Below are 20,562 nucleotides of genomic sequence, written 5' to 3' on the forward strand. Positions count from 1 at the left end.
TGGCACCGTGCCTCCAGTCCGACACGTGGCGGGGCAGATGCGCACGTCCGAGGAGCGGGGCGAAGGCTCCTCAGCTGACGACGGCCCGCAGGGCCGGCAACTCGCGGTCGGTCTCGGCGACCTGCGTGAGCTTCATGGCGACCGGTCGGAGCGGCCGTGACATCAGCACCTTGTTCAGGAGCCCGCGGAGTGCGAGAGCGAGTCGGGACTGCGGGTACGCCAGGGCCTTGAGCCCACGAGGCAGATCCTGCACATCGTCGACCAGTGGGCGCATCCACGTCTCGTAGGCGGTCAACGCTGCCTCCTGGTCCTGCGTCGCGTCGGAGAGCTCGGCGGCCAGGACGTAGCCGGCGGTGAGCGCGAGCGAGGCGCCGCCGCCACCCATGGGCGTGACGCACCATCCGGCATCCCCGGCCATGACGACGTGGCCGCGGTGCCAGGTCCGCATCCGGATCTGCTGGAGCTGGTCGATGTAGACGTCGGGCGACGTGTCGAGCGCGTCCAGGACCCGCGGCGCCTCCCACCCGACTCCGTCGTACCGGCGCCGCACCGCCGCCAGTGTCTGCTCACGACTCAGACCGATGACGTCGTCCCCGGGAGAGTAGGCGAGGATCGCACGGGTGGTGCCGTACGGGTCAGGTCGGAGGTGGACCTGGCGCCCTCGGACGGCGTTGTGCCACCGCCAACGGTCGTCGTCGCCGTCGGTCCGTGGGATGGTCCCGAACACCATGGTGACGTCGAGGTCGCGCTGGTCGACGTCGTCCTGGTCGAAGACCATCGCACGGGTGCGGGACCGCACACCCTCGGCGATGACGAACAGGTCGGCACGCAGGCGCTGGCCCTTCGCGGTCGTCACGGCGACTCCCGCGGCGTCGTCGTCGACGTCGACAACGGTGTCGCCGTAGACGAACGAGACGCCGGGCGGCAGGTTGTCGAGGATCGTCCGAGCGAGGTCGCCGCGCAGGATCTCGAGTTCCGCTGTCGCACCGCCGGCCCCGTCGGAGGGCAGCTCAGCGGTGACTGTTCCACGCCCGTCGACGAGGACGGTGCCCGTCTCGGTGGTGTTCCGTGCCTTCACGGCGTCGAACAAGCCCATCTTGCGGAGCACGTCGCGCGCGACGCCCCGGACGTCGACGTTCTGTCCGCCGTCACGGAACGCAGCGGCTCGTTCGATGACCGTCACGTCCCATCCGGTCCGGCGGAGCCAGTAGGCGGTCGAGAGGCCAGCGATACTGGCTCCTGAGATGACAGCGGTGCGGTTTGCCATGGTGTTCCTCCGTTGCAAGCTTTACAATAAAGATACTACACAGTAAAGGAGTCTGATGGACGACGTGTTCGGGATGGAGTGGGACGCGCCTCAGGTCGAGGTGATGGAGGCGCTCCAGACATGGGCGGTGGCGTTCGCGGAGCTCAACCAGCTGATGTCCTCCTGGCTCGACCTGCCGACCACCGATGCGAACGCCCTCGGACAGGTGCTCTGGGCAGACTCGTCCGGCGACCCGCTGTCACCCGCCCGGCTCGGGCAGCGGATCGGGATGACCTCCGGATCCGTGACCGTCCTGCTGAACCGCTTGGAGTCGGCAGGTCTGGTCGCACGCAGCCGCGAGCACACGGACCGGCGCCGGGTGACGCTCCGTCCGACACCGGCGGCACGGGAGCGTGCGCGGGCGTTCACGGAGCGGTCGACCGCCGAGATCGCTGCCGCCCTGCAACAGGTGCCTGCAGCAGAGCTCGAGCACCACGCCGCGTTCATCCGCCGCATGGTCGGTGCCGCGTCGGATGCCGCGGACCGGCTCCGCGGATAGACGCCGTCGAGGTCCGTCGATCGAGGACTGGCCTTCTCGTCGGCCGATCGACCACCCCACAGCGATGCGGAGTGGGAAGTGTCTTGCTCGCGGCGTCGCCGTCTGCCAGCGTTGGCGCATGGGCGAGGACGTGACCACGCTGCGCCGAGTACCCGGGTTCCGCTCGTACTGGTCCGCCGCGACCGTCTCATCGTTCGGATCAGCAGTCAGCGCGGTCGCCGTACCGGTTCTCGTGGTGACCGTGCTGCACGCCAGCCCGTTCGAGGTGGGGCTGGTGAACGCTGCCCAGTTCCTCCCGTACGCGTTGTTCGGGCTGATCGTCGGCGCGTACGTCGATCGATTCCGGCGCAAGCCACTCCTGATCTGGGCGAGTGTCGGTCGTGGCGTGTGCCTGGGCGCGATCCCGGTGCTCTGGTTCACCGGGCTCTTGAACCTCTGGGTGACGGCGGCGGCGTTGTTCGTGTTCGGCATCCTGTCCGTCATCGGATTCGCCGCGACGCAGTCCCTCCTCCCTCGAATCGTCCCTCGCCCGCTCCTCCTGGCGGCGAATGCGCGGGTCGACCAGAGTGATGCGGCAGCGCAGACGGTGGGCCCGGCTCTCGGAGGTGTCCTGGTCAGCATCGTGACCGCGCCGGTCGCGATCGCCCTCGACGCGGTGAGCTACTTCATCGACGCCGTCCTCATCGCGCGCGTCCGCGTCATCGAGCAGACGCCAGCGCGCACGGCGGGTGCGCGGTTGCGGAGCGACATCGCCGACGGTCTGCGGTGGACGTACGGTCATGCGACGCTCGCACCGCTGGCGCTGTCGACACATCTCTGGTTCCTCGCCAACGCCGCCGGACTGACGGTGTTCGCGACACTCGCGCTCCGCACCTTCGCGCTCCCAGCGGCCGTGTACGGGGGCATCCTCGCCGTCAGCGGTGTCGCGATGCTCCTCGGCGCCACCGCTGCGCCGCGCCTCGGTACCCGCTTCGGTGCCGGCCGGACGATCATCGCCGCTCGAGCCGCGTACCCGGTCGCCTGGGCCGCCGTCACGCTCACGACGGTCGGCACCGGCACCGCAGGAACACCGGCGACTGTCGCGGTGTTGTTCGTCGCCTTCGCCGTGCACGGCGCTGCAGCGGGCTGCGAGAACGCGAACGAGATGAGTCTCCGCCAGACCGTCACACCCGACGCGCTGCTCGGTCGGATGAACGGCACGATGCGCAGCGCGAACAGGACCGTCGCGGCTGCAGGAGCAGTGGGCGGCGGCGCGCTCATGACCGTCGCTGGAGATGGCGTCGCGCTGCTCGCGGTGACGCTCGTGTTCGCCGGCGCCGTCGTCGTGGCGATGTGCTCACCACTCAGGACGATCGCCGTTCGGTAACGGGGAGCTCGAGCACCACGCCGCGTTCATCCGCCGCATGGTCGGTGCCGCGTCGGACGCTGCGGATCGGCTCCGCGGGTGAGACCCCGCGGACACTCGGCTGAACGGTCAGGCTGGTGCAGCCTGGCGGCTCACGGACCGCTTCGACACTCACTCGCTCCCCGGAACGCGCTCGGCGCTCAAGCGGGGGAAGAGCTGCTCGGCGGCTGTTCGGTGCACCTCGCCCAGTCGTTCTGCGCCGGGGCCGTCGTAGGTGTCCAGGTCGTGGTCGAAGCGGGCGCTCCAATCGGGGTGCGCGTAGGGGAAGTCGCTGCCGTAGAGGACATGGCCGGGTTCCGCGAACGCCAGCAGTGACGGCAGCGAGGCGGGAGACGCGGACAGTGCGGTGTCGAAGTAGAACTTCCGGAGGCCCGCCTGGATGCTCTCCGGCGTGGTGTCGGGGTTGAACATCGCGGCGGCGCTGAATCGACTGGCTGCGTACGGCAGGAACCCGCCGGCGTGGGAGAGGATGACGCGGAGGTTCGGGTACCGGTCGAACACGCCGTGCGCGACGAGGTCCACGGCGGTGCGGGTGGTGTCGAACGGGAAGTCCAGCAATGCAGTCGGCATCCCCGGCAGCTGGGTGATCGGTGGTGCGGTGGGGTGCACGAAGACCACGGCCGAGCGCGCGGCGAGTTCTGCCCAGAGCGGCTCGTACGCGGGGTCGCCGAGGTACCGTCCGTGCGCGTTCGACAGCAGGAGCACCCCGTCGGCGTGGAGTTCGTCGAGTGCTCGCACGGCCTCGGCGACGGCACCATCGAAGTCCGGCAACGGCAGCACCGCGAAGTGCCCGAACCGGTCCGGCGCCTCACGGACCAGCTCGGCCTGGTAGTCGTTCAGTTCGCGGGCGAGTTCCCGCGCCGCGGCGTCGTCACCGAAGTGCACGCCGGGTGCGCTGATCGAGAGCATTCCGGTCTCGATCCCCGCCTCGTCCATCATCTCGATCGCCGCTCGGGGGCTCCACTCCGGCATCAGCCAGCCACCGATGGCCCGAGGCCCTCGTCGCGGTGCGGTCCCGCCGCTTCCACCCCACGGGTCCCACTGCGCGGACCCTCCGGTCGCAGCCGGCGCATCCCCCGGGGCGCCGGCCCCCATCGCTTTCGATCCTGCCGCTGCCAGCGCCTCGAAGTAGCGGGGCGGGAGCAGGTGCTGGTGGACATCGATCTTTCCTGGCATGGTGCGGTCCTCCGATCGTCCTCAGCAATGAGGGCTGGTTGTCGTGTGCAGGAGTGGGTGCCTCGAGGGATCCCCGCCAGTCGAGGACCCCTGTTGCATTCAGGGCGTTGGGGTCAACGGCAGCAAGGCCGCGTTGGGCGTGACTGCAGCGGCCTCGAGGTGGGAGCCCGAGGGTCCGGCCGTCTGGCGGGGATCGTGCTCGGAGCGGAGGCCGCCCTTCGGTCGAGCCGCGGCTTCGCGTCGGTTCCGGATGAGCATCGCCGTCAGCGTGAGCAGGATGCCTGCCACGGCCCAGATGCTCAGCCGGATGATCGGGGCGGCGACCGCGGCGCCGTCGAAGTACTGGACGGACCGCAGCAGGTCGAGCGCGTCGCCCTGTGGGAAGACGTGGTAGAGCGTCTGGAAGAAGTCGTTGAGGACGTGGATCCCGAGCGGGCCACCGGACGACGTGTTCCCGAGGATCACCAGGGCGAGCGTCATCACCAGAGCCGCGATGGTTCCGCCGAGTGCTGCGACGCCCGTGACCGCTCCCCCGATGGCGAGTCCGGTCAGCCAGAGGGTCCCGAACACGGCCCAGGGGCCGACGGTCACCGCTCCGAGTGCGGAGTCGATCCACAGGGTGATCAGTCCGGCGAGGAGACCGGTGTAGAGCACGAGGACGATGCTGCGCTCGATGAACTTCGCCGCCGTGTCGACAGTGCCGAGGACGCGTCCGAACACCGTCGCACCGAGGGCGGCCCCCAGGCCGGCGAAGAGGATCGCGTAGAACTCGATCGATCCGACCGGGTCCTGCTTCGGCAGGGGTGCGAGGTCTGCGGCCGTGTTGGTGGTCCGCAGTTTCGCTGCGATCGAGTCACCGATACCGGAGATCGCCTGTCCGAGGCCACGGCCGCCGCCGCTGGCGATGTAGGTGGTGACGCCGGCGCCCTTCCCCGGAGCAGGTAACACGACAGCGCCGTCGACGTCGCGGTCGAGCACCGCGGTCCGCGCCTGCTGGTCAGAGGCCACGACGGTGAGGTCCAGCGATCCTTGCTGCTCGAGCGCGACGATCGCGTCAACGTCGCCGGTGACCGCGAGGTGCACGTTGTTCGGCGTCGGGTCGCCGAACGCGCTCGAGTAGCTCGTCAGCATCGCCATCGCGAGGAGCAGGATCGCGATCCCGCCGAGGATCACGTTCCGGTAGCGATGAGCCGATCCCGGCCCTTCGGAGTTCAGCGTTCCGCCCGCGACCGCCGCTTCGAAGGCCGGGTGCTGCGGGCCGTCTCGCCGGTCCGGTGCGGGTTCGGTCACGTGCGTCATGATGTCCTTTACAGTTGTCCAGTAGATGACGAACGTACATCAGAGCTCTCAGTCTGGCAAGATGGACGCATGACGGAGGGAACGCCCACGGCGGCACTCGCGAGCCAGCGGGTGGACCCGCGCATCACCCGCACCCGCGCCGCCCTGATCCGGGCGTTGACCGCACTCGTGTCCGAGGCGCCGAAGGGCGAGACGATCTCGATGAGTGCAGTGGCGCAGCGAGCTGGCTTGAGCAGGCAGGCGCTCCACAACCACTACAGCAACGTCGGTGACCTCGCGACAGATGTCTGGATCAGTCGACTCCTCGAAGACCATCTTCCCCTCGACGAGGGCGCGGCGAACCTCGCGCAGGCCCTCACCGACGCCGTTCGCGAACGCGGGATCGAACCGCTGCTCACCGCAGGACGATCGGATCGGGAGTTCTTCGACAAGCTCCGTGCCATCCCGCGCGGCGAGCGGGTCACCGAGGTGCTGGCTTCGGCGATGACGACGTGGCTGACGGAGTCCGATTGCGATGGCCCCCGACCGGTGGTCGCACTCAGCGGGGACGCCCGCACCTTCACGATCGGCGGCATGATCGCGCTGGTGTCGACGTGGCAGATGGCCGACGCACCGCCGAGCACCGCGCAGCAGGTCGCCACGCTCCGCACGTTCGCAGCCGCGGCAGCCGGTGCCCGCACCGACTGACGTGCAGAGCGCCACCATGCAGAGTTCGCGGCAGCCACCCGTCCAGGCCGGCCGGCCCGGACGGGTGTGTCGTCAGCCGTCGTAGGCGACGTAGTGCAGTTCGGCGTCCCGCCGCTCGTCATGGAGCTTCACGTACGACTGCGCGATGACCGCGGGCTCCGCATCCGGTCGCCCACCTCCGATCAGGGCGGTGATCGCGACGAAACCGACGTAGACACCCTTCTCCGCGACGGCGGCACCGAGGTTGAGGATCCAGTTCCGGAGCCCTGCGGCTGCGATGTTGACGTTCCCGCGGACCGGAGTCCGGGCGAGCGCACCACCACCGGTCGTCACGAGGACCGTGCCTGTGCCCGCGGCGATCATGTCGGGCAGCACCGCACCGACGGCCGCGATGGCGCCACCGAGGTAGAAGTCGATCTGTGGCTGCAGGTTGTCCATCGTCACGTCCACGGCATCGACCGACTCCAGTGCCCGATCCGCCGGCGAGTACTCGAGGACGTCGATCGGACCGAGCGACTCCCGGATCGACCGGAGTGCGCCTCGGATCGTGTCGGGCTCGCTGACGTCGGCGGTGAACCCGCGAGCCTGGATGCCCTCCGCGACGAGCGCACTCGCCAGGGCATCCACCTTCGCCTGGCTGCGGGCAACGAGCGCGACGTCGAAGCCCTTCTTCCCGAAGGCGCGAGCGATCTCGAGACCCAGTCCGGGTCCCGCGCCGATGATGGTGATGAGGGGCATGATGTGTCCTTTCGTGGCCCACCGCCGGGCCCTGCAAGCTGGTGCGGTAAGTTGAGAACGTCCTCAAATCCACTGCAGCATATGTTGAGACCGCCCTCAAGATCCTTCGGAGTCGCTGTGAGCACCCCACCCCGTCTGCGTCGAGACGCGCAGGCGAACCTCCAGAAGCTGCGCGCCGCCGCCATCGCCGTGTTCTCGCAGCGAGGATTGTCCGCTCCCCTGGAGGACATCGCCCGGGAAGCCGGCGTGAGCATCGGCACGCTCTACAACCGCGTCGGGTCGCGCGAAGAACTCATCGACGCCGTCGTGCCCGACATCGCAGGGGCAAAACTCAAGACCCTGCGAGACCGGACACTGTCGCAGGACAGTCCCCGTTCCCAGTTGGAGACCTTCATCGCCGAGATGATCGACCTCCAACGAAGCGACCCGGCCATGAACGACGCAATGCTGCGGCGCTACCCGGACGCCGTGCTCCTCATCAACGCTTGCGAACGATCCATGGCGCTCGGCGCCGAACTCGTCGCCAACGCACACAGCGCCGGAGTGCTCGCCGAGGACTTCACCACCGACGACCTGATGGCCGTCCTGTGGCTGGCCGGGATGGCCAGCCACGACCCTGCAGCCCCGGAAGGATGGCGTCACGTCGTGGACCGGAGCGTGTCCGCAGCCTGGCTTGCCTGAGGGTCATGCCACGGCGATCGTCACGGAGTACCACTGACCCACCGGGCAGCCGCCCCGTGTCGCGCGAAGCCGATCGCACCCTGACCGTTCACCTGATTGCCGACGGGAGCGCCCCGATCTGCCCGAGGATGCTGAGCACGTCCGGCTGGCCGACCTCGTCGACGATCAGTCCCTCGTCGAAACGGTAGAAGTTGCTCGCGTTCGCAACCACCGTCCTCCCCGTAGCGGGGACACCGAGGAACTCGCCGTCGTGCGTGCCGCGCAGTTCGAAACATGCTGCGACTTCGTCGCCCTCGACGACGATCCGGTCGGTGCTCCACTGGATGTCGGAGAACGCGCCCCGCATGATCGTCAGGATCTGCATGTACCCCGGCAGCCCGCGCAGCGGCTCGGGCGAGAACGGCGTCAAGAACGCCGCTTCGGGTGCGATGACCGTCTCACCGATGGACGGGTCGGCGCTGTTGATGAAGTCGACGAATCGCAGGAAGGAGAGGCGTGTGTCTGTGGTCATGGACAACTACTTTACATAGCAAGTAGATGCCGTAGAGTCGAAGCATGAGCACGGACCTCGCACCCCTCCCTGGAATCGACGCCCCGGATGACCGGGCTGGGCGAGCGGCGCGTCTGCGGGAGTACTTCGCCGCGCTGGTGCGGCACGAGACCGACGTGTGGAACGCGGTCGAGAAGCGGATGCGGGGCGAGGGCGTGCTGAGCCTGGCCCGACTGGAGGTGTTGCGGATCGTCCAGGCAGCCCCATCGGGCGCCCGGGTGCAGGACGTCGCGACCGGCGTCGGGACGTCGATCGCTGCAGCCAGTCGCTTGCTCGACCGGCTCGCCGCCGATGGTTTCCTCGAACGTTCGACGGACCCGGACGATCGGCGCAGTGTCCGGAGCGTGCTCTCGTCCCAGGGGAGAGACGCCTTCGCCCTCGCGGACGAGCGGTTCGACCAAGCGCTGGACGCCGTGCTCTCGGATGCCGATGCCGCGGCGATCGCAGACGGCATCGCGGCACTCGAGCGCCTGCAGTCGACGTTGGAGGCAAGGCGATGACGGCGACCATGCGGGCCGTCGTGATCGACGCACCCGGTGGCCCCGACGTGTTGCACCTCCGTGAGCTGCCGGTCCCGATCCCAGGCCCGGGCCAGGTGCTGATCCGTGTGGAAGCGTTCGGGCTCAACCGGTCCGAGCTGCACTTCCGCCGCGGCATGGGCCATTCCGGGACCTTGCCACGGGTGCCCGGGATCGAAGCCGTCGGGACCGTGGAGGCAGCCCCGGGTGGAGAGTACCCCGCCGGTACCCAAGTAGCCGGACTGATGGGCGGGATGGGTCGCGACTTCGACGGGGGCTACGCCGAGTACACCGTCGTTCCGGCCAGCAGCGTCGTGCCGTTCCGGAGCAGCCTCGACTGGTCCGTGCTCGGCGCCGTCCCCGAGATGCTGCAGACCGCACACGGGTCGCTCACCGTGGGCGTCGGTGCCCGCCGGGGCGACACGATCCTGATCCGCGGTGGCACGTCGTCGATCGGCCTGGCGTGCATCGTGCTGGCGAAGCAGCAGGGCATGACCGTCATCGCAACCACTCGCAACCCGGACCGCGCCGAGCGACTGCACGCCACTGGTGCGGACCACGTCGTGGTGGACTCGGGCAGGATCGCCGACACGGTCCGTCGAATCGTGCCGGACGGCGTCAACGGAGCGGTCGAGTTGATCGGCACCGGCACGCTGCCCGACACACTCCGGGCGACAGCCGTCCACGGCACCGTGTCGTTCAGCGGGATGCTCTCCGACGTCTGGACCATCCCCGACTTCTACCCGATGGCGGTGATCCCCAACGGGGTGCGCCTCACCGCGTACTCCGGCGAAGCGAGCGACCTGCCGGCATCGGTACTGCAGGCGTTCCTCGACACCGTCGCAGCCGGCACCGTGCAGGTCCCGATCGCGAAGGTGTACGCGCTCGAGGAGATCGTTCAGGCCCACCGCGACATGGAGGACGGGATCCGGTCAGGCAAGCTCGTCGTCACCATCCGATGATGGGCACGGACTCCCCAGGACCCCGCTCTCGGGGTGGAACCCGTTCGTCCTCGACAAGGGCTCCAGCCAGTGCAATTCAGGAAGGTCGGATGTCTCCTCGCAGCTACAAGACCACCTTGGCCATCCTCGGCCTGGTCAGTCTCCTGCTCGTGCCGTTCTTGGTGCAGGGCGCCCTGCCGGCGATGTACGGCACGGTCGCACTCGTCGTTGTCGTCGCCTGGCTGCTCTACGGCGTCGTCAGCTCGAAGCTGACCCGACGATCCGGGCCCAGCTAGGCAGGTCCCAGGGTGCTGCCGTGTCCGGCAGCACCGTCCGGTCACCTCCAGGTCAAGGGCTGTTCACCCGCTGGCACTAACTCTGCTGGTCGGACCGCCGCCCGAGGGTCCCGATACCGGAGGACCCATGAACACCCGCACCGCACTGTCCTGCGTTGCCGTCGCTGCCGTCGCCTCGCTGGTGTTCGCGACACCGGCGCACGCCGACGAGGCCAGCTTCACCAGCAGCAAGCAGCCCTACATCGCCCCCAGCCAGTCGGACATCGACGCCTACTCACCTGCCCCGACGGGCTACTCCCCCGTCGCCACGGAGTCGGTCGCCCGGCACGGTTCCCGGGGGCTCTCCGCGTACAAGTACGACGCGCTGCTGCACCGTCTCGCCGCGACCGCGCAGGCCGAGAACGGGTTCCTGACGCCTGCGATCGGGAAGGAGTTCTCCGCGAACCTCGACGCCATCACGGCGGCGAACGTCGCGAACGGCTACGGCATGCTCACCGGTCAGGGCGCAGCCCAGCACCAGGGCATCGGAGCGCGAGCCGCGCAGCGCAACAAGCAGCTGTTCGCCCGTGCGGCGAAGACGGGCGGGCGTGTCGTCGCCGAGACCTCTGGTGAGTCTCGCGCCACGGAGTCGGGCGAGAACTTCTTGCGGGGCTTCGGGGCCCCAGGTGTCAAGCTCGAACCGCGCCCCGACCTGCTCTACTTCCACGAGGTCGAGAACCCGGACGGCACCGACAAGGCCGAGGGGTCACCCGAGCGCAAGCGCGCCCAGGCGTACGAGGACTACATCGCCGCACAGACCGGTGACGGCGGCACGATCGCTGCGGCCTTGCAGTACATCGAGGCGAAGCCGCGATCGGTCCAGGCGGCGCAGGACCTGCTCTCCGGCATCTTCACGCCCGGGTTCATCGCCGAGATCGGCACCGACAAGAAACACGTCTGGTACAACACCGCCGACGGCTCCAAGGGCGGCGCGGTGGCGTGCGCGCCCGGCGCCGACACGAAGGCCGATCCCGATGCCTGCGGCGACCCGAAGAAGTCGATCAAGAGCACCGTCGATGCGGCGATGTCGCTCTACAACCTGTACATCATCGCGGCCGACATGCAAGTGGAGAACGTCGCTCCGCACCGGTTCGACTTCGCGCAGTACTTCGCTGGCCGGCCGGCGGATGCCGAGTGGTTCGCGTACTTGCTCGACGCCGAGGACTTCTACGAGAAGGGCCCGAGCCTCGCCGGGCACGACGAGACCTACTCGATCGCCGAGCCCCTGCTCGACGACTTCTTCGCCACGATCGACGCCCGCGTCGCCGGCGGCGACGTCGTCGCGACCTTCCGTTTCGCGCACGCGGAGACGATCATCCCGTTCGCGGCGCTGCTGCGGCTGCCGGGATCCACCGTCGCCGCGCCCGACAACGCTGCTCCGGCGTCCGACGCCGACGTCTACGGGTACGCCACCAACCCGTGGCGAGGTTCTGCGGTGACGCCGATGGCTGCGAACGTGCAGTGGGACGTCGTCTCGCGAGCAGGCATCGACCCCGCCACCGGAGCGGCCTACACGCCGCTCGTGCGCATGCTCTACAACGAGCGGGAGATCGCGTTCGCCCCCGGGTGCCGTGCAGTCGCTGCAGGGTCGCACTGGGTCAAGGAGACCGAGCTCAAGCACTGCCTGACCGGCACGGCGATGGCGGAGAGCCCGCTGATCGCTGCAGCCACGCCACGACCGACCGCGACGCCCACTGCGGAGCCCACGCCGACCCCGACGACGACGCCGGCGGTGACTCCGGCGACGCAGGGTGCCGGCACACCGACGGCCCGCGCGACGGGCACGCTGGCCGCGACCGGCGCACAGTCGCCTGCCGGACCGGCGTTGCTCGCGACGCTGCTCCTCCTGGCCGGTGCCGGGACCCTGGTGCTGCGTCGCCGCCGTCGCCTGCGTCGTCACACCGACTGACGCCGGCGCACCGCGCCAGCGGGGTGACGGCCGTGCCTGGAGGTGGGCCCCACGTCGGCAGCCGAGGGGCAGTGACTCGACCGAGCCGCGGACCTCGGCCACCAGTGACAGATGTCATGCCGGGATCGTGACGTCCGGCCGAGGCACCGCGCGCGCGGCTGCACGAGGGTGGGTCCCATGAACGACACACCGGTCATCCAGCTCCGCGACCTCCGCAAACGCTTCGGCGAGGTGGCTGCGGTCGACGGCGTCGACCTGACGATCCGTCCGGGCGAGGTCGTCGCCCTCCTCGGCCCGAACGGCGCCGGCAAGACCACGACGGTCGACCTCGCGCTCGGGCTGTCCGTGCCGACGAGCGGCGAAGCCCGGCTCTTCGGTGAGGAGCCCCGCGCCGCGGTGGTCACGGGGCGGGTCGGCGCGATGCTCCAGGGCGGCGCGCTCCTGCCGGACATGACGGTCCGGGACGCGGTCGCCCTGGTTGCTGCAGCGCACCGTCGTCCGATGTCGGTCGACGAGGCCCTCCGCCGTGCGCGCTGCACAGAGATCGCCGGCCGCCGGGTGAACAAGCTCTCCGGCGGTCAGCTGCAGCGGGCGAGGTTCGCGGTCGCCGTGGTCTCCGACCCCGACCTGCTGGTGCTCGACGAACCGACCGCGGCGATGGACGTCGAGGCCCGGCACACGTTCTGGTCCTCGATGCGCGAGTTCACCGACGCCGGGCGCACGGTCGTCTTCGCCACCCACTACCTCGACGAGGCCGACACCTTCGCCGACCGCATCGTCATCATGCGCGCCGGTCGGATCGTTGCCGACGGCACACCCGCCCAGATCAAGGCGATCACCGCCACGCGTGCGGTCCGGTTCTCCGGGGTCACCACCGACGCGCACGTCGCGTTGCGCGGTCTCCCCGGTGTCCGCAGCCTGGAGGCCCGGCACGACTCCGTCACACTCCGTTCGGACCGCAGCGACGACACCCTCCGGGCCCTGCTCACGTCGTTCCCGCAGGCGCACGACATCCAGGTGGTCGCCTCGACCATGGACGACGCCTTCCTCGCGCTCACTGCCGACCCCGCCACCACCGACACCGCTCCCGAAGGGATCCCCGCATGACCACCGTCACCGCGTCCGGCCGGATGCCGATCCGTTACGTCTACCTCGAGACGAAGCGGCAGCTCCGCAACGTCCGTGCGATGGTGTTCACCTTCGCCGTCCCGGTGATCATGCTGCTCGTCTTCGGTTCGGCCTTCGGCTCCCAGACCGACCCGACGACCCGTCTGCAGTACCTCGTCGTCACGACGCTGCAGATGGCCGCGTACGGTGCGATGATGGCCGCGCTCAGCCAGGCGTTCGCGATCGTCAACGAGCGATCGATCGGCTGGAACCGGCAGCTGCGGGTGACGCCGCTCTCCGGGTGGGGCTTCATGGTGTCGAAGGTGATCGCCGCGATGGCCTTCGCCGCGGTGTCGATCGTCATCACGGTGCTCGTCGCGACCGTCGGCATGCACGCCTCGCTCGACCCGCTGCGCTGGTTCGCCGCCGGGTTCGGCATCTGGTGCGGAGTGATCCCGTTCGCGCTCATCGCGATCCTGATCGGACAGTTCGCGAAGCCGTCCTTCGCGCAGCCGCTCTTCATGGTGGTGTTCATGGGCATGGCGATCCTCGGCGGTCTGTGGGTCCCGCTATCGGTGATGCCGGAGTGGATGGGGACCGTCGCGCACCTGCTGCCCTCGTACTGGTTGAACCGGATCGGACAGATGGGGGCCGGGGCCACCGGTTCCTCGGGCATGGTCGAACCCGCGATGGTCCTGGCGTGCTGGGCGATCGTGCTGGCCGCGGTGATCGTGTGGCGCTACCGCCGCGACGCTGCACGGCAGTGACCGACGGCCCTACGCTGGCACCGATGTCCGAGGCGACCAGCACGACCGACGCAAGTGGCACGGACGACGCGTCACGCGCCTCCCGGCCATCCCCACGCTCGTTCCCGTGGGCCGTCCCGCCGGGGGCCAGCGACGACGACATCCGCATCGGACGCCGTCGGTGGTACACCGGCGCGGTGTTCGCGCTCCTGTGGCAGGTGCTCGAGATCATCGCCGTCTGGACCGACGGACGGAGCCTCCGCGCGCACGTCGTCTCCTCCATCGCCCTCGCCGTCGTGTACGCGGCGTACCTGTTCGCACCGGAGCTGATGTGGCGACGGAACCTGCGCGAGCGGGTGCTCGTGCTGGCCGGGGTCGCGCTGCTCGCCGGGCTCCTGCTCCTCGTGGTCGGGCCGCTCGCGGTCTGGACCTGGCTGCTCATCGCTGCACTCTCCGGGTTCGTCGCCGAGCGGTTCTGGGTGGCCGCTGTCGTGGTGCTCGGGATCGTCGGCGCGCAGCTCCTCGTCGCCGTGAGCACGGGCTGGGGCAACGCCGTGGACAACGGCATCCTCTTCGCCCCCGTCATCACCGTGTCCGTCGGGGCGTCGATGCTGTTCTTCGGACGGCAACGCGAGGCGGAGCAACGGCTCGGGGTCGCGCAGGACGAGATCACCCGCCTCGCCGTCGTCGAGGAACGCGCCCGGTTCTCCCGCGACCTGCACGACGTGCTCGGCCACTCCCTGACCGTCGTCGCGATGAAGTCCGAGCTCGCCACGCGGTTGGTGGACGTCGACCCGGCCCGGGCGAAGACCGAGATGCAGGACGTCGAACGACTCTCCCGCGAAGCGCTGCAGGGGCTCCGACGCGCGGTCAGCGGCTACCGCGAGGCCGACCTCGACGCCGAACTCGTGTCGGCGCGAGCAGCACTCGAGGCCGCAGCCATCGACGCAGCACTCCCCCGGGACGCCGACGCAGCAGCCGATGACGTTCGGAGCCTCTTCGCGTGGGTCCTCCGAGAAGGCGTCACGAACATCGTCCGGCACGCCGCCGCGAGCCGGGTCCGCGTGACACTGACCCGGACTGCGCTGACGGTCGAGGACGACGGCACCGGGGTGCTCGCTCCCCCGTCGACCGCGGCCGTGCTCGGCGGGAACGGGCTCCGCGGCCTCAGGGAACGCGCGGAAGCCGTCGGAGCAGTCCTGACCACCGGCACGAGCGACCTGGGCGGATTCCTGCTCCGGGTCGAGAGGAGTCAACGATGACCGACGTGATCCGAGTGCTCATCGCCGACGACCAGGCGCTCGTCCGTGGCGCACTCGCCTCGCTGCTCTCGCTCGAACGGGACATCGCGGTCGTCGCCCAGGTGGCCCGTGGCGACGAAGTGCTCGACGCAGCACAGGCGTCCGGCGCCACGGTGGCCCTGCTCGACGTCGAGATGCCGGGGGCGGACGGCCTCACGGCGGCGTCGATCCTGGCTCGCGAGCTGCCGACCTGCCGCTCGCTCATCGTCACGACGTTCGGCCGACCCGGGTACCTCCGGCGAGCGCTCGAAGCCGGGGCAGCCGGGTTCGTCGTGAAGGACACCCCCGCCGAACACCTCGCCGATGCCGTGCGCCGTGTCGAGGGGGGTTTCCGTGTCGTCGACCCCGTGCTCGCCGCCGAGTCCCTCGCTGCCGGGCCCTCCCCGCTCAGCCCGCGGGAGACCGACGTGCTCATCGCCTTCCGCACGGCGCCGACCGTGGCCGGGGTCGCCGGCACGCTGCACCTGTCCGAGGGCACCGTGCGGAACCACCTGTCGTCCGCGATCGGGAAGACCGCGGCGCGCAACGCGACCGAGGCCCTGCGGATCGCGGCGGACAACGGCTGGCTGCTCGGCACGGGACGGCCCTGATCCGGTCGCGGAACGATCGGCGCTCGGTCCGGTCCTTCGCGGTTCGGCGGCGGTCGCAGGCGTCAGTCAGCCGATCGACGGAGCGGCTCCGCCTGTCGCTTCCCTGCCGATGCCCGCACGGACTCCTTCACCGCGGCGACGAAGGACGTCCGGGTGCGCTCGTCGAGCAGGTCGAGCGACAGGTACGGGTTGAGGTCTTCCAGCTCCACGAGGAGCAGTGCTCCGTCTCGGGTGCGGCAGGCGTCGACGCGTTGGACACCGTGCTCGATCGTGTTCCACGCGATGAACTGCTGCGCGAAGGCCCAGTCGTCATCGCTCGCGCGGTACTGCTGCAACTCCCACCGTTTCGTCGGGTCGGGAGCGTTGAGCGCGTACTGCGGGACGTGGTCCACGTAGTAGAAGGAGACTTCGTACTGGAAGTCGATGCGGGGTTGCACGAGCAGGTTGTCGTAGTGCAGCCCGGCGAGCTCGTCACGGCCCACGACTCTCAGCCCGATCGAGTCCGCACCCAGCTTCGGCTTCGCGATGTAGTCCGCGGTGTCCGGGAGCTGCGCGATGTCCGAGGCGGCATCGATCGTGGGGATGACCGGGTACCCGGCTCGGAACAGGTCGAGGAGGTACTGCTTCCCCCTCTGGTCAGCTCGTCCTGTCAGGTCCGTGAACACAGGGATCCCACGAGTCCGCGCGGCTTCGCGGAACGCATCGTACGCAGCCAGGTAGTGCAGCACGGGTCCACTGTTGCGCACCACGACGACGTCGAACGCGTCCATCAGGTGCTCGGCAGCCAGCGGTGGGCAGATCGCGACGTCGAACTCCGCGCTGAGCTCGCCGGAGAGGTAGATGTCCTCGTCGCAGTAGCGTCGGCCCTTCGCCTCGTACCCGAGGTCACTCACGTAGAGGACGCGAAGGCGCTGGCGCTCTCCGTTCATGCCCGTGCGTCTTCCGCGGGCGACGGACCTGGTCCACGTCCATCGATCAGCAGGCGCCAGCCGGGGGCGAGTGGGCCGTGTTCAGTGCGCATCAGGATCTCCGGGTCGGAACGGGTGGGGACGGGTGGGGACGGGTGGCGAAGGCAGTGGGGAGACGATCGTACGAGTCAAGGTGACCTGCCGCCCTGAGAAGCACCGCAGCCCTCACCGTGTGGATGGGGCTCGGGATCGTCTCGACAGGCAGCCGTGCGTCTGTTGCGAAGCCCTGTCCTCGGAATGTCGCCGCATGTGGTGGCTGGCTTCGAGCACCGGGACGCCGTTGTCGTCCTGCCAGCCACCCCCCGTACCAACGGAGCCCGCCGTGTCCGGGCGGAGGTCCGTTCGACAAGCTGCTCCCTTCCTGGCATGTTAACGACTGAAGGGCTGGATATCAGTTCTCGGGAAGGAGTGGGAAATGAGCAAGAACGATCACCGATCTCGGCGGGTTGCCGCTGGCTTCGCCGCTGTGGCTGTCGGCGGGGCGGTGTTCCTCGGCGCGATCCCCGCACAGGCGCAGGACGGCGTCGGGAGCGAGGGGGTCATCGGTGGATGGTCAGAGAGCACCGGGACCGTCGACGGCGCAGGAACCGGAATGTCGGTGTTGGCGGTGAACCACCGCGGTGCAGCGGAGAAGAAGACCATCAGTGGGACGACGCACAAGCGTTCGCATGGTTGGACGACCTGGGCAGGCGTGCAGCACTACACGCGTGCGCGGCTCGAGCACGGCAGCAGCATCATCGCTGACTCTGGCCGGAAGTGGGGCAAGTCCGGCACGGAAGCAGTGACCGTGTGGAAGCCGTACCGGCCGAACCGGCCCGGCAACGGTGTCGGTACAGCGAAGACCTACTACGGCAGGTGACGCATCGCAGCGGGTGCGAGCCGACGGCTCGCACCCGCTGCTGCGTGAGGAGAAGACGTGACGAAGCAACAGACCACGGCGATCGCGGGCCTGCTCCTGCTGGCCATGCTGCTGACGGTGTTGATCGGGGTGTTCGACGCTCGCCGAGGTGTCATCGCTTCTGAAGGCAACGATCTCCGCAGCGGTCAAAGCGTGTGGGTGAACGCGACACTCGACGAACTCATGCGTGCCCGGAACGCATTCGAACCGGGAACGAAGGTGTTCGTGCGCCTCGAGGGCGATGTCCGCGCCGTCGCAATGTTGTCGGGACGGTGGACAGATGTCCCGCTGCACGACGGGCACGCACTGACCGGGCGCCCCGGCGAGGCCCTCGCCGGGGCTGACGTTGCCGTCCGCGGTGACGACATCGTCGTCGATGGCAAGCCCTACGACGTGGTGGGCCGTCTCGGCGTCCGGGCCGACAGTCTGCTGTCCGATGACGTCATCGTCGCCGATCCGTCGCGGTTCTCGGCGTCACCACAGCGGCTCCTCCTGGACGGCCCGAGCAGTGTCCGCCACTACAGCGCAGAGTTCCCTGGCCGAAGTGTCGAGATCGTCGACGACGGCACGAACCGCAGGACGAACGTCGACGCCGTGTCTCCGGTTCTGGTCACGCTCGGCGTGCTCGTCGTCATGCTCATCGGCGTGGTCGCAGGCCTGCAAGCTGGGCGATGGGAACTCCGCACTGCCGCCGTCCGCTTCACCACGGGGATCCGACCGCTGAGCACCCTCCGCAGCGCGGCCACCAGAGTCAGCGTGATCACCATCGCCGCCTGTACGACCGCTCTCGCGGGCGCGGCAGCGGTCAGGCAGGCCACCCTCCTCGACCTCGACGTCACCACTGTGGTCGTCTCGGTCGGAACCGTCGTGCTTGCCGTGTCCGTCGCTTCGTTCTGGCAGGGAACCCGTCGATGGAACTGCTGAACGACCTCCGGTCCAACTGGACGATCATCGTCGCCAAGATCGTCCTGCTCGTGCTGCTCGCACTCTGCTGGTACAACGTGGCGTCCTTCACCCAGTCCACCTCGCAGGCCGTGGCCCAGGGCTTGTCCGCCGATGCCGACGTCGACCTCTACACGGTGGTCGACGATCTCGGCCCGGATGCTTTCGAGGCGATCCGGCGAGACGAGCACGCACTCGACGACGTCGCCTCGTTCGTCGACCGCATCGACGACGAGCCCGGGTTCGACTTCATCTCCTCGTACGACCAGCCCGTCACCGTTCAGGACTTCCGCGGCGACGACCGCTTCGACGTCGGCTACGGCACCGAGTACACGCTCAACGGGAAGTACCAGGACGAGTCCGGCCGGAGCGTTCAGGACATCAAGTCCATCCAGCTCAACGAGAACGCGTACGAGTTCGCGGGGCTCTCCGTGCAGGACGGCAAGCCCATCGAGTGGAACGTTGTCGACTGGGGATCCGGTCGGATCCCGGTGCTGCTCGGCAACGAGTACCGCGGCGTGTACGAGCTCGGGGAGCGATTCACCGGAGCGGTCATCCTGCAGGAGCAGGAGCTCGAAGTCGTCGGTTTCCTCGAACCGGACAGTGCCATGTACTTCCGCGGTGAGGCAAACCACTACCTCGACGACACCGTCATCGTGCCCTACCCGCCAACACTCGCCGGACTCGACCGAGCAGCACTCGACCGGCTGGATCCCGAGCTGTTCGGACGCCTGGCGTTCCAGGTGCTCAACGCCGATCTCGCCGTCGATCACAGCCTCGATTTCGGGGACGTCGTCGCGCGTCTCGACGCGATCGGAGACGACACCGGCTTCCGGTCGTACACGTTGCTCGGAGTACCGGCCTACCTCGTGCAGCTCTCCCTCGTTCGCCAGCTCATCCAGGACAACCTGGTGCTCGTCACCGCGCTGCTGGTCGCCCTCACCGCTGGCGTGGGCATCATCACGGCGTTCCTCAACCGACTCCTGCATCACCGTCGAACGCCAGTGGCGCGGGTGCACCATCTTCTCGGGAGGAGCCCGAGTGCCACGAACCGGCTGTTCCGCGCAAGCCGCCTCACCGAGTTCACCGCGGCGCTCGGGCTGTTCCTCGCGACCAGCGCACTGCTCCCCAACGACAGCGAGATGGCTCGACTCGGCGCCGGCACCGCCCTGCTCCTCTGGTGCGTGGCGGACGGCGCACTCGGCCGGCGAGCCATCCGCATCGAACTGACCGCCCAACAGCGAAGAGGTACCTCACGATGATCGTGCTGCGTGACGTCTCGAAGACCATCACCGAGCCCGACGGATCGATCCGAGCACTGTTCGACCGGCTCGACTTCGACCTTCGCGACGACGATCGATCCGTGGCCATCACGGGGCGCAGCGGATCCGGCAAGAGCACGCTGCTCCGGATCCTCGCCGGACTCGACACCGACTTCGGCGGGACCTACGAGCACGACGGCCACGTGCTCGAGCGCACCGCACGGAGGATGGCGGAGCACCGACTCCGACACATCGGCATCGTCACCCAGGACCACAGCCTCCTCGGCGACCGCAGCGTGCTCGACAACGTCCGGCTCGGCGTTCCTGCTCGCGCTGACTCCACCGCCCGAGCACATGAGGCGCTCGACGCGGTCGGCATCAGCCACCTCGCTGGCAAGCGCCCACGACGACTGTCAGGAGGAGAAGCGCAGCGCGTCGCGATCGCTCGAGCCATCGCGAAGCGCCCTGCCGTCGTCCTCGCCGATGAGCCCACCGGCGCACTGGACGAGACGACCGAAGACGACGTGCTCGCCCTCTTCGACCGGCTGCAGCAAGCAGGAACCAAGTTCGTGATCGTCACCCACAGTGAGCGCGTTGCACAGCGATGCGAACGGCAACTCCAGCTGCACCACGAACGACTCATCGCGCGCGGCGCGTGACGGACGGGAGGCCGGCCCCACCAGCCGGTACCGGCGCACCGCGCC

Annotated in this window: 22 protein-coding genes; 16 read left to right on the top strand and 6 right to left on the bottom strand. The window is 69.1% G+C overall.

The annotated features are described in order from the left end of the window. Positions 1–70: 70 nt before the first annotated feature. Positions 71–1,267, bottom strand: coding sequence for an FAD-dependent monooxygenase (locus tag H489_RS22205; protein WP_031259164.1), 1,197 nt, complete (start codon positions 1,265–1,267; stop codon positions 71–73). Positions 1,268–1,322: 55 nt separating this feature from the next. Here H489_RS22205 and H489_RS22210 point away from each other — a divergent pair, with 55 nt between their 5' ends. Together H489_RS22210 and H489_RS22215 are read left to right on the top strand one after the other, a co-directional pair. Then, the gene (locus H489_RS22210; RefSeq protein WP_017885858.1) at positions 1,323–1,805 is read left to right on the top strand and encodes a MarR family winged helix-turn-helix transcriptional regulator; all 483 of its coding nucleotides are present in this window, start codon (positions 1,323–1,325) and stop codon (positions 1,803–1,805) included. 118 nt (positions 1,806–1,923) lie between these two features. Then, positions 1,924–3,171 carry an MFS transporter gene (locus H489_RS22215; RefSeq protein WP_017885859.1) on the top strand — a complete coding sequence of 416 codons (1,248 nt, stop codon included), beginning with the start codon at positions 1,924–1,926 and terminating at the stop codon, positions 3,169–3,171. A 150-nt stretch (positions 3,172–3,321) separates the two neighbouring features. On the opposite strand, the gene H489_RS22220 is transcribed toward H489_RS22215, so the two are convergent. After that, on the bottom strand, positions 3,322–4,386 hold the full coding sequence (locus H489_RS22220; RefSeq protein WP_081612183.1) for an amidohydrolase family protein: 1,065 nt from the start codon (positions 4,384–4,386) through the stop codon (positions 3,322–3,324). A gap of 99 nt (positions 4,387–4,485) precedes the next feature. Next, positions 4,486–5,676: a hypothetical protein gene (locus tag H489_RS0118275; RefSeq protein WP_152427144.1), complete on the bottom strand. Its 1,191-nt coding sequence runs from the start codon at positions 5,674–5,676 to the stop codon at positions 4,486–4,488. A 78-nt stretch (positions 5,677–5,754) separates the two neighbouring features. On the opposite strand from H489_RS0118275, the gene H489_RS22225 reads away from it, so the two are divergent. Next, on the top strand, positions 5,755–6,372 hold the full coding sequence (locus tag H489_RS22225; RefSeq protein ID WP_017885862.1) for a TetR/AcrR family transcriptional regulator: 618 nt from the start codon (positions 5,755–5,757) through the stop codon (positions 6,370–6,372). 72 nt (positions 6,373–6,444) lie between these two features. On the opposite strand, the gene H489_RS22230 is transcribed toward H489_RS22225, so the two are convergent. Beyond that, the gene (locus H489_RS22230; RefSeq protein ID WP_017885863.1) at positions 6,445–7,110 is read right to left on the bottom strand and encodes an SDR family NAD(P)-dependent oxidoreductase; all 666 of its coding nucleotides are present in this window, start codon (positions 7,108–7,110) and stop codon (positions 6,445–6,447) included. 81 nt (positions 7,111–7,191) lie between these two features. Between H489_RS22230 and H489_RS22235 the strand changes: the two genes are divergently transcribed. Continuing rightward, positions 7,192–7,791, top strand: a complete 600-nt coding sequence (locus tag H489_RS22235) for a TetR/AcrR family transcriptional regulator (protein WP_031259166.1) — start codon at positions 7,192–7,194, stop codon at positions 7,789–7,791. An 88-nt stretch (positions 7,792–7,879) separates the two neighbouring features. On the opposite strand, the gene H489_RS22240 is transcribed toward H489_RS22235, so the two are convergent. Next, entirely contained in the window at positions 7,880–8,302 is a 423-nt protein-coding gene (locus H489_RS22240) for an ester cyclase (protein WP_017885865.1), read from the bottom strand. A gap of 44 nt (positions 8,303–8,346) precedes the next feature. Here H489_RS22240 and H489_RS22245 point away from each other — a divergent pair, with 44 nt between their 5' ends. From H489_RS22245 to H489_RS22280, 8 genes are all read left to right on the top strand, one after another. After that, positions 8,347–8,841 (top strand): MarR family transcriptional regulator, encoded by a 495-nt coding sequence (locus H489_RS22245; RefSeq protein WP_017885866.1) that lies wholly within the window; start codon positions 8,347–8,349, stop codon positions 8,839–8,841. Continuing rightward, a complete protein-coding gene (locus H489_RS22250) occupies positions 8,838–9,821 on the top strand; it encodes a zinc-binding alcohol dehydrogenase family protein (RefSeq protein ID WP_017885867.1) in 984 nt (327 codons plus the stop codon). Before H489_RS22245 ends, H489_RS22250 begins: the two co-directional genes overlap by 4 nt. Positions 9,822–9,910: 89 nt before the next feature. Next, positions 9,911–10,096, top strand: coding sequence for a hypothetical protein (locus H489_RS22255; protein WP_017885868.1), 186 nt, complete (start codon positions 9,911–9,913; stop codon positions 10,094–10,096). Positions 10,097–10,223: 127 nt separating this feature from the next. Continuing rightward, a complete protein-coding gene (locus H489_RS38005; RefSeq protein ID WP_017885869.1) occupies positions 10,224–12,044 on the top strand; it encodes a histidine-type phosphatase in 1,821 nt (606 codons plus the stop codon). A 177-nt stretch (positions 12,045–12,221) separates the two neighbouring features. Beyond that, on the top strand, positions 12,222–13,151 hold the full coding sequence (locus H489_RS22265) for an ABC transporter ATP-binding protein (protein WP_017885870.1): 930 nt from the start codon (positions 12,222–12,224) through the stop codon (positions 13,149–13,151). Then, entirely contained in the window at positions 13,148–13,918 is a 771-nt protein-coding gene (locus H489_RS22270; protein ID WP_017885871.1) for an ABC transporter permease, read from the top strand. Before H489_RS22265 ends, H489_RS22270 begins: the two co-directional genes overlap by 4 nt. 23 nt (positions 13,919–13,941) lie before the next feature. After that, positions 13,942–15,159, top strand: coding sequence for a sensor histidine kinase (locus H489_RS22275; protein WP_017885872.1), 1,218 nt, complete (start codon positions 13,942–13,944; stop codon positions 15,157–15,159). 5 nt (positions 15,160–15,164) lie between these two features. Next, positions 15,165–15,788, top strand: a complete 624-nt coding sequence (locus H489_RS22280; protein WP_200860507.1) for a response regulator — start codon at positions 15,165–15,167, stop codon at positions 15,786–15,788. Between the two features lie 62 nt (positions 15,789–15,850). Here the strand turns inward: H489_RS22280 and H489_RS22285 are convergent, their stop codons facing one another. Beyond that, positions 15,851–16,717 (bottom strand): hypothetical protein, encoded by an 867-nt coding sequence (locus H489_RS22285; RefSeq protein ID WP_017885874.1) that lies wholly within the window; start codon positions 16,715–16,717, stop codon positions 15,851–15,853. Positions 16,718–17,171: 454 nt separating this feature from the next. Here H489_RS22285 and H489_RS22290 point away from each other — a divergent pair, with 454 nt between their 5' ends. The 4 genes from H489_RS22290 to H489_RS22305 are packed head-to-tail and all read left to right on the top strand — an operon-like array spanning position 17,172 to position 20,517. Further along, on the top strand, positions 17,172–17,615 hold the full coding sequence (locus H489_RS22290; RefSeq protein WP_139179885.1) for a hypothetical protein: 444 nt from the start codon (positions 17,172–17,174) through the stop codon (positions 17,613–17,615). Positions 17,616–17,672: 57 nt separating this feature from the next. Beyond that, positions 17,673–18,578: a hypothetical protein gene (locus H489_RS22295; RefSeq protein ID WP_017885876.1), complete on the top strand. Its 906-nt coding sequence runs from the start codon at positions 17,673–17,675 to the stop codon at positions 18,576–18,578. After that, positions 18,566–19,858, top strand: coding sequence for a hypothetical protein (locus tag H489_RS22300; RefSeq protein ID WP_017885877.1), 1,293 nt, complete (start codon positions 18,566–18,568; stop codon positions 19,856–19,858). The genes H489_RS22295 and H489_RS22300 overlap by 13 nt, the downstream gene beginning before the upstream one ends. Beyond that, on the top strand, positions 19,855–20,517 hold the full coding sequence (locus H489_RS22305) for an ABC transporter ATP-binding protein (RefSeq protein ID WP_017885878.1): 663 nt from the start codon (positions 19,855–19,857) through the stop codon (positions 20,515–20,517). Before H489_RS22300 ends, H489_RS22305 begins: the two co-directional genes overlap by 4 nt. Positions 20,518–20,562: the final 45 nt, after the last annotated feature.

This window comes from Curtobacterium flaccumfaciens UCD-AKU (assembly GCF_000349565.1).
GTDB classification, from domain to species: domain Bacteria; phylum Actinomycetota; class Actinomycetes; order Actinomycetales; family Microbacteriaceae; genus Curtobacterium; species Curtobacterium poinsettiae.

Bases quoted from the DNA above. Each gene is read 5' to 3' on its own strand.
- H489_RS22220 (WP_081612183.1), bottom strand. From the start codon at position 4,386: ATGCCAGGAAAGATCGATGTCCACCAGCACCTGCTCCCGCCCCGCTAC.
- H489_RS22300 (WP_017885877.1), top strand. From the start codon at position 18,566: ATGGAACTGCTGAACGACCTCCGGTCCAACTGGACGATCATCGTCGCC.
- H489_RS22275 (WP_017885872.1), top strand. From the start codon at position 13,942: ATGTCCGAGGCGACCAGCACGACCGACGCAAGTGGCACGGACGACGCG.
- H489_RS22240 (WP_017885865.1), bottom strand. From the start codon at position 8,302: ATGACCACAGACACACGCCTCTCCTTCCTGCGATTCGTCGACTTCATC.
- H489_RS22225 (WP_017885862.1), top strand. From the start codon at position 5,755: ATGACGGAGGGAACGCCCACGGCGGCACTCGCGAGCCAGCGGGTGGAC.
- H489_RS22235 (WP_031259166.1), top strand. From the start codon at position 7,192: ATGTTGAGACCGCCCTCAAGATCCTTCGGAGTCGCTGTGAGCACCCCA.
- H489_RS22245 (WP_017885866.1), top strand. From the start codon at position 8,347: ATGAGCACGGACCTCGCACCCCTCCCTGGAATCGACGCCCCGGATGAC.
- H489_RS22305 (WP_017885878.1), top strand. From the start codon at position 19,855: ATGATCGTGCTGCGTGACGTCTCGAAGACCATCACCGAGCCCGACGGA.
- H489_RS22265 (WP_017885870.1), top strand. From the start codon at position 12,222: ATGAACGACACACCGGTCATCCAGCTCCGCGACCTCCGCAAACGCTTC.
- H489_RS22215 (WP_017885859.1), top strand. From the start codon at position 1,924: ATGGGCGAGGACGTGACCACGCTGCGCCGAGTACCCGGGTTCCGCTCG.
- H489_RS22250 (WP_017885867.1), top strand. From the start codon at position 8,838: ATGACGGCGACCATGCGGGCCGTCGTGATCGACGCACCCGGTGGCCCC.
- H489_RS22285 (WP_017885874.1), bottom strand. From the start codon at position 16,717: ATGAACGGAGAGCGCCAGCGCCTTCGCGTCCTCTACGTGAGTGACCTC.
- H489_RS22230 (WP_017885863.1), bottom strand. From the start codon at position 7,110: ATGCCCCTCATCACCATCATCGGCGCGGGACCCGGACTGGGTCTCGAG.
- H489_RS22290 (WP_139179885.1), top strand. From the start codon at position 17,172: ATGAGCAAGAACGATCACCGATCTCGGCGGGTTGCCGCTGGCTTCGCC.
- H489_RS22210 (WP_017885858.1), top strand. From the start codon at position 1,323: ATGGACGACGTGTTCGGGATGGAGTGGGACGCGCCTCAGGTCGAGGTG.
- H489_RS22270 (WP_017885871.1), top strand. From the start codon at position 13,148: ATGACCACCGTCACCGCGTCCGGCCGGATGCCGATCCGTTACGTCTAC.
- H489_RS38005 (WP_017885869.1), top strand. From the start codon at position 10,224: ATGAACACCCGCACCGCACTGTCCTGCGTTGCCGTCGCTGCCGTCGCC.
- H489_RS22205 (WP_031259164.1), bottom strand. From the start codon at position 1,267: ATGGCAAACCGCACCGCTGTCATCTCAGGAGCCAGTATCGCTGGCCTC.
- H489_RS22255 (WP_017885868.1), top strand. From the start codon at position 9,911: ATGTCTCCTCGCAGCTACAAGACCACCTTGGCCATCCTCGGCCTGGTC.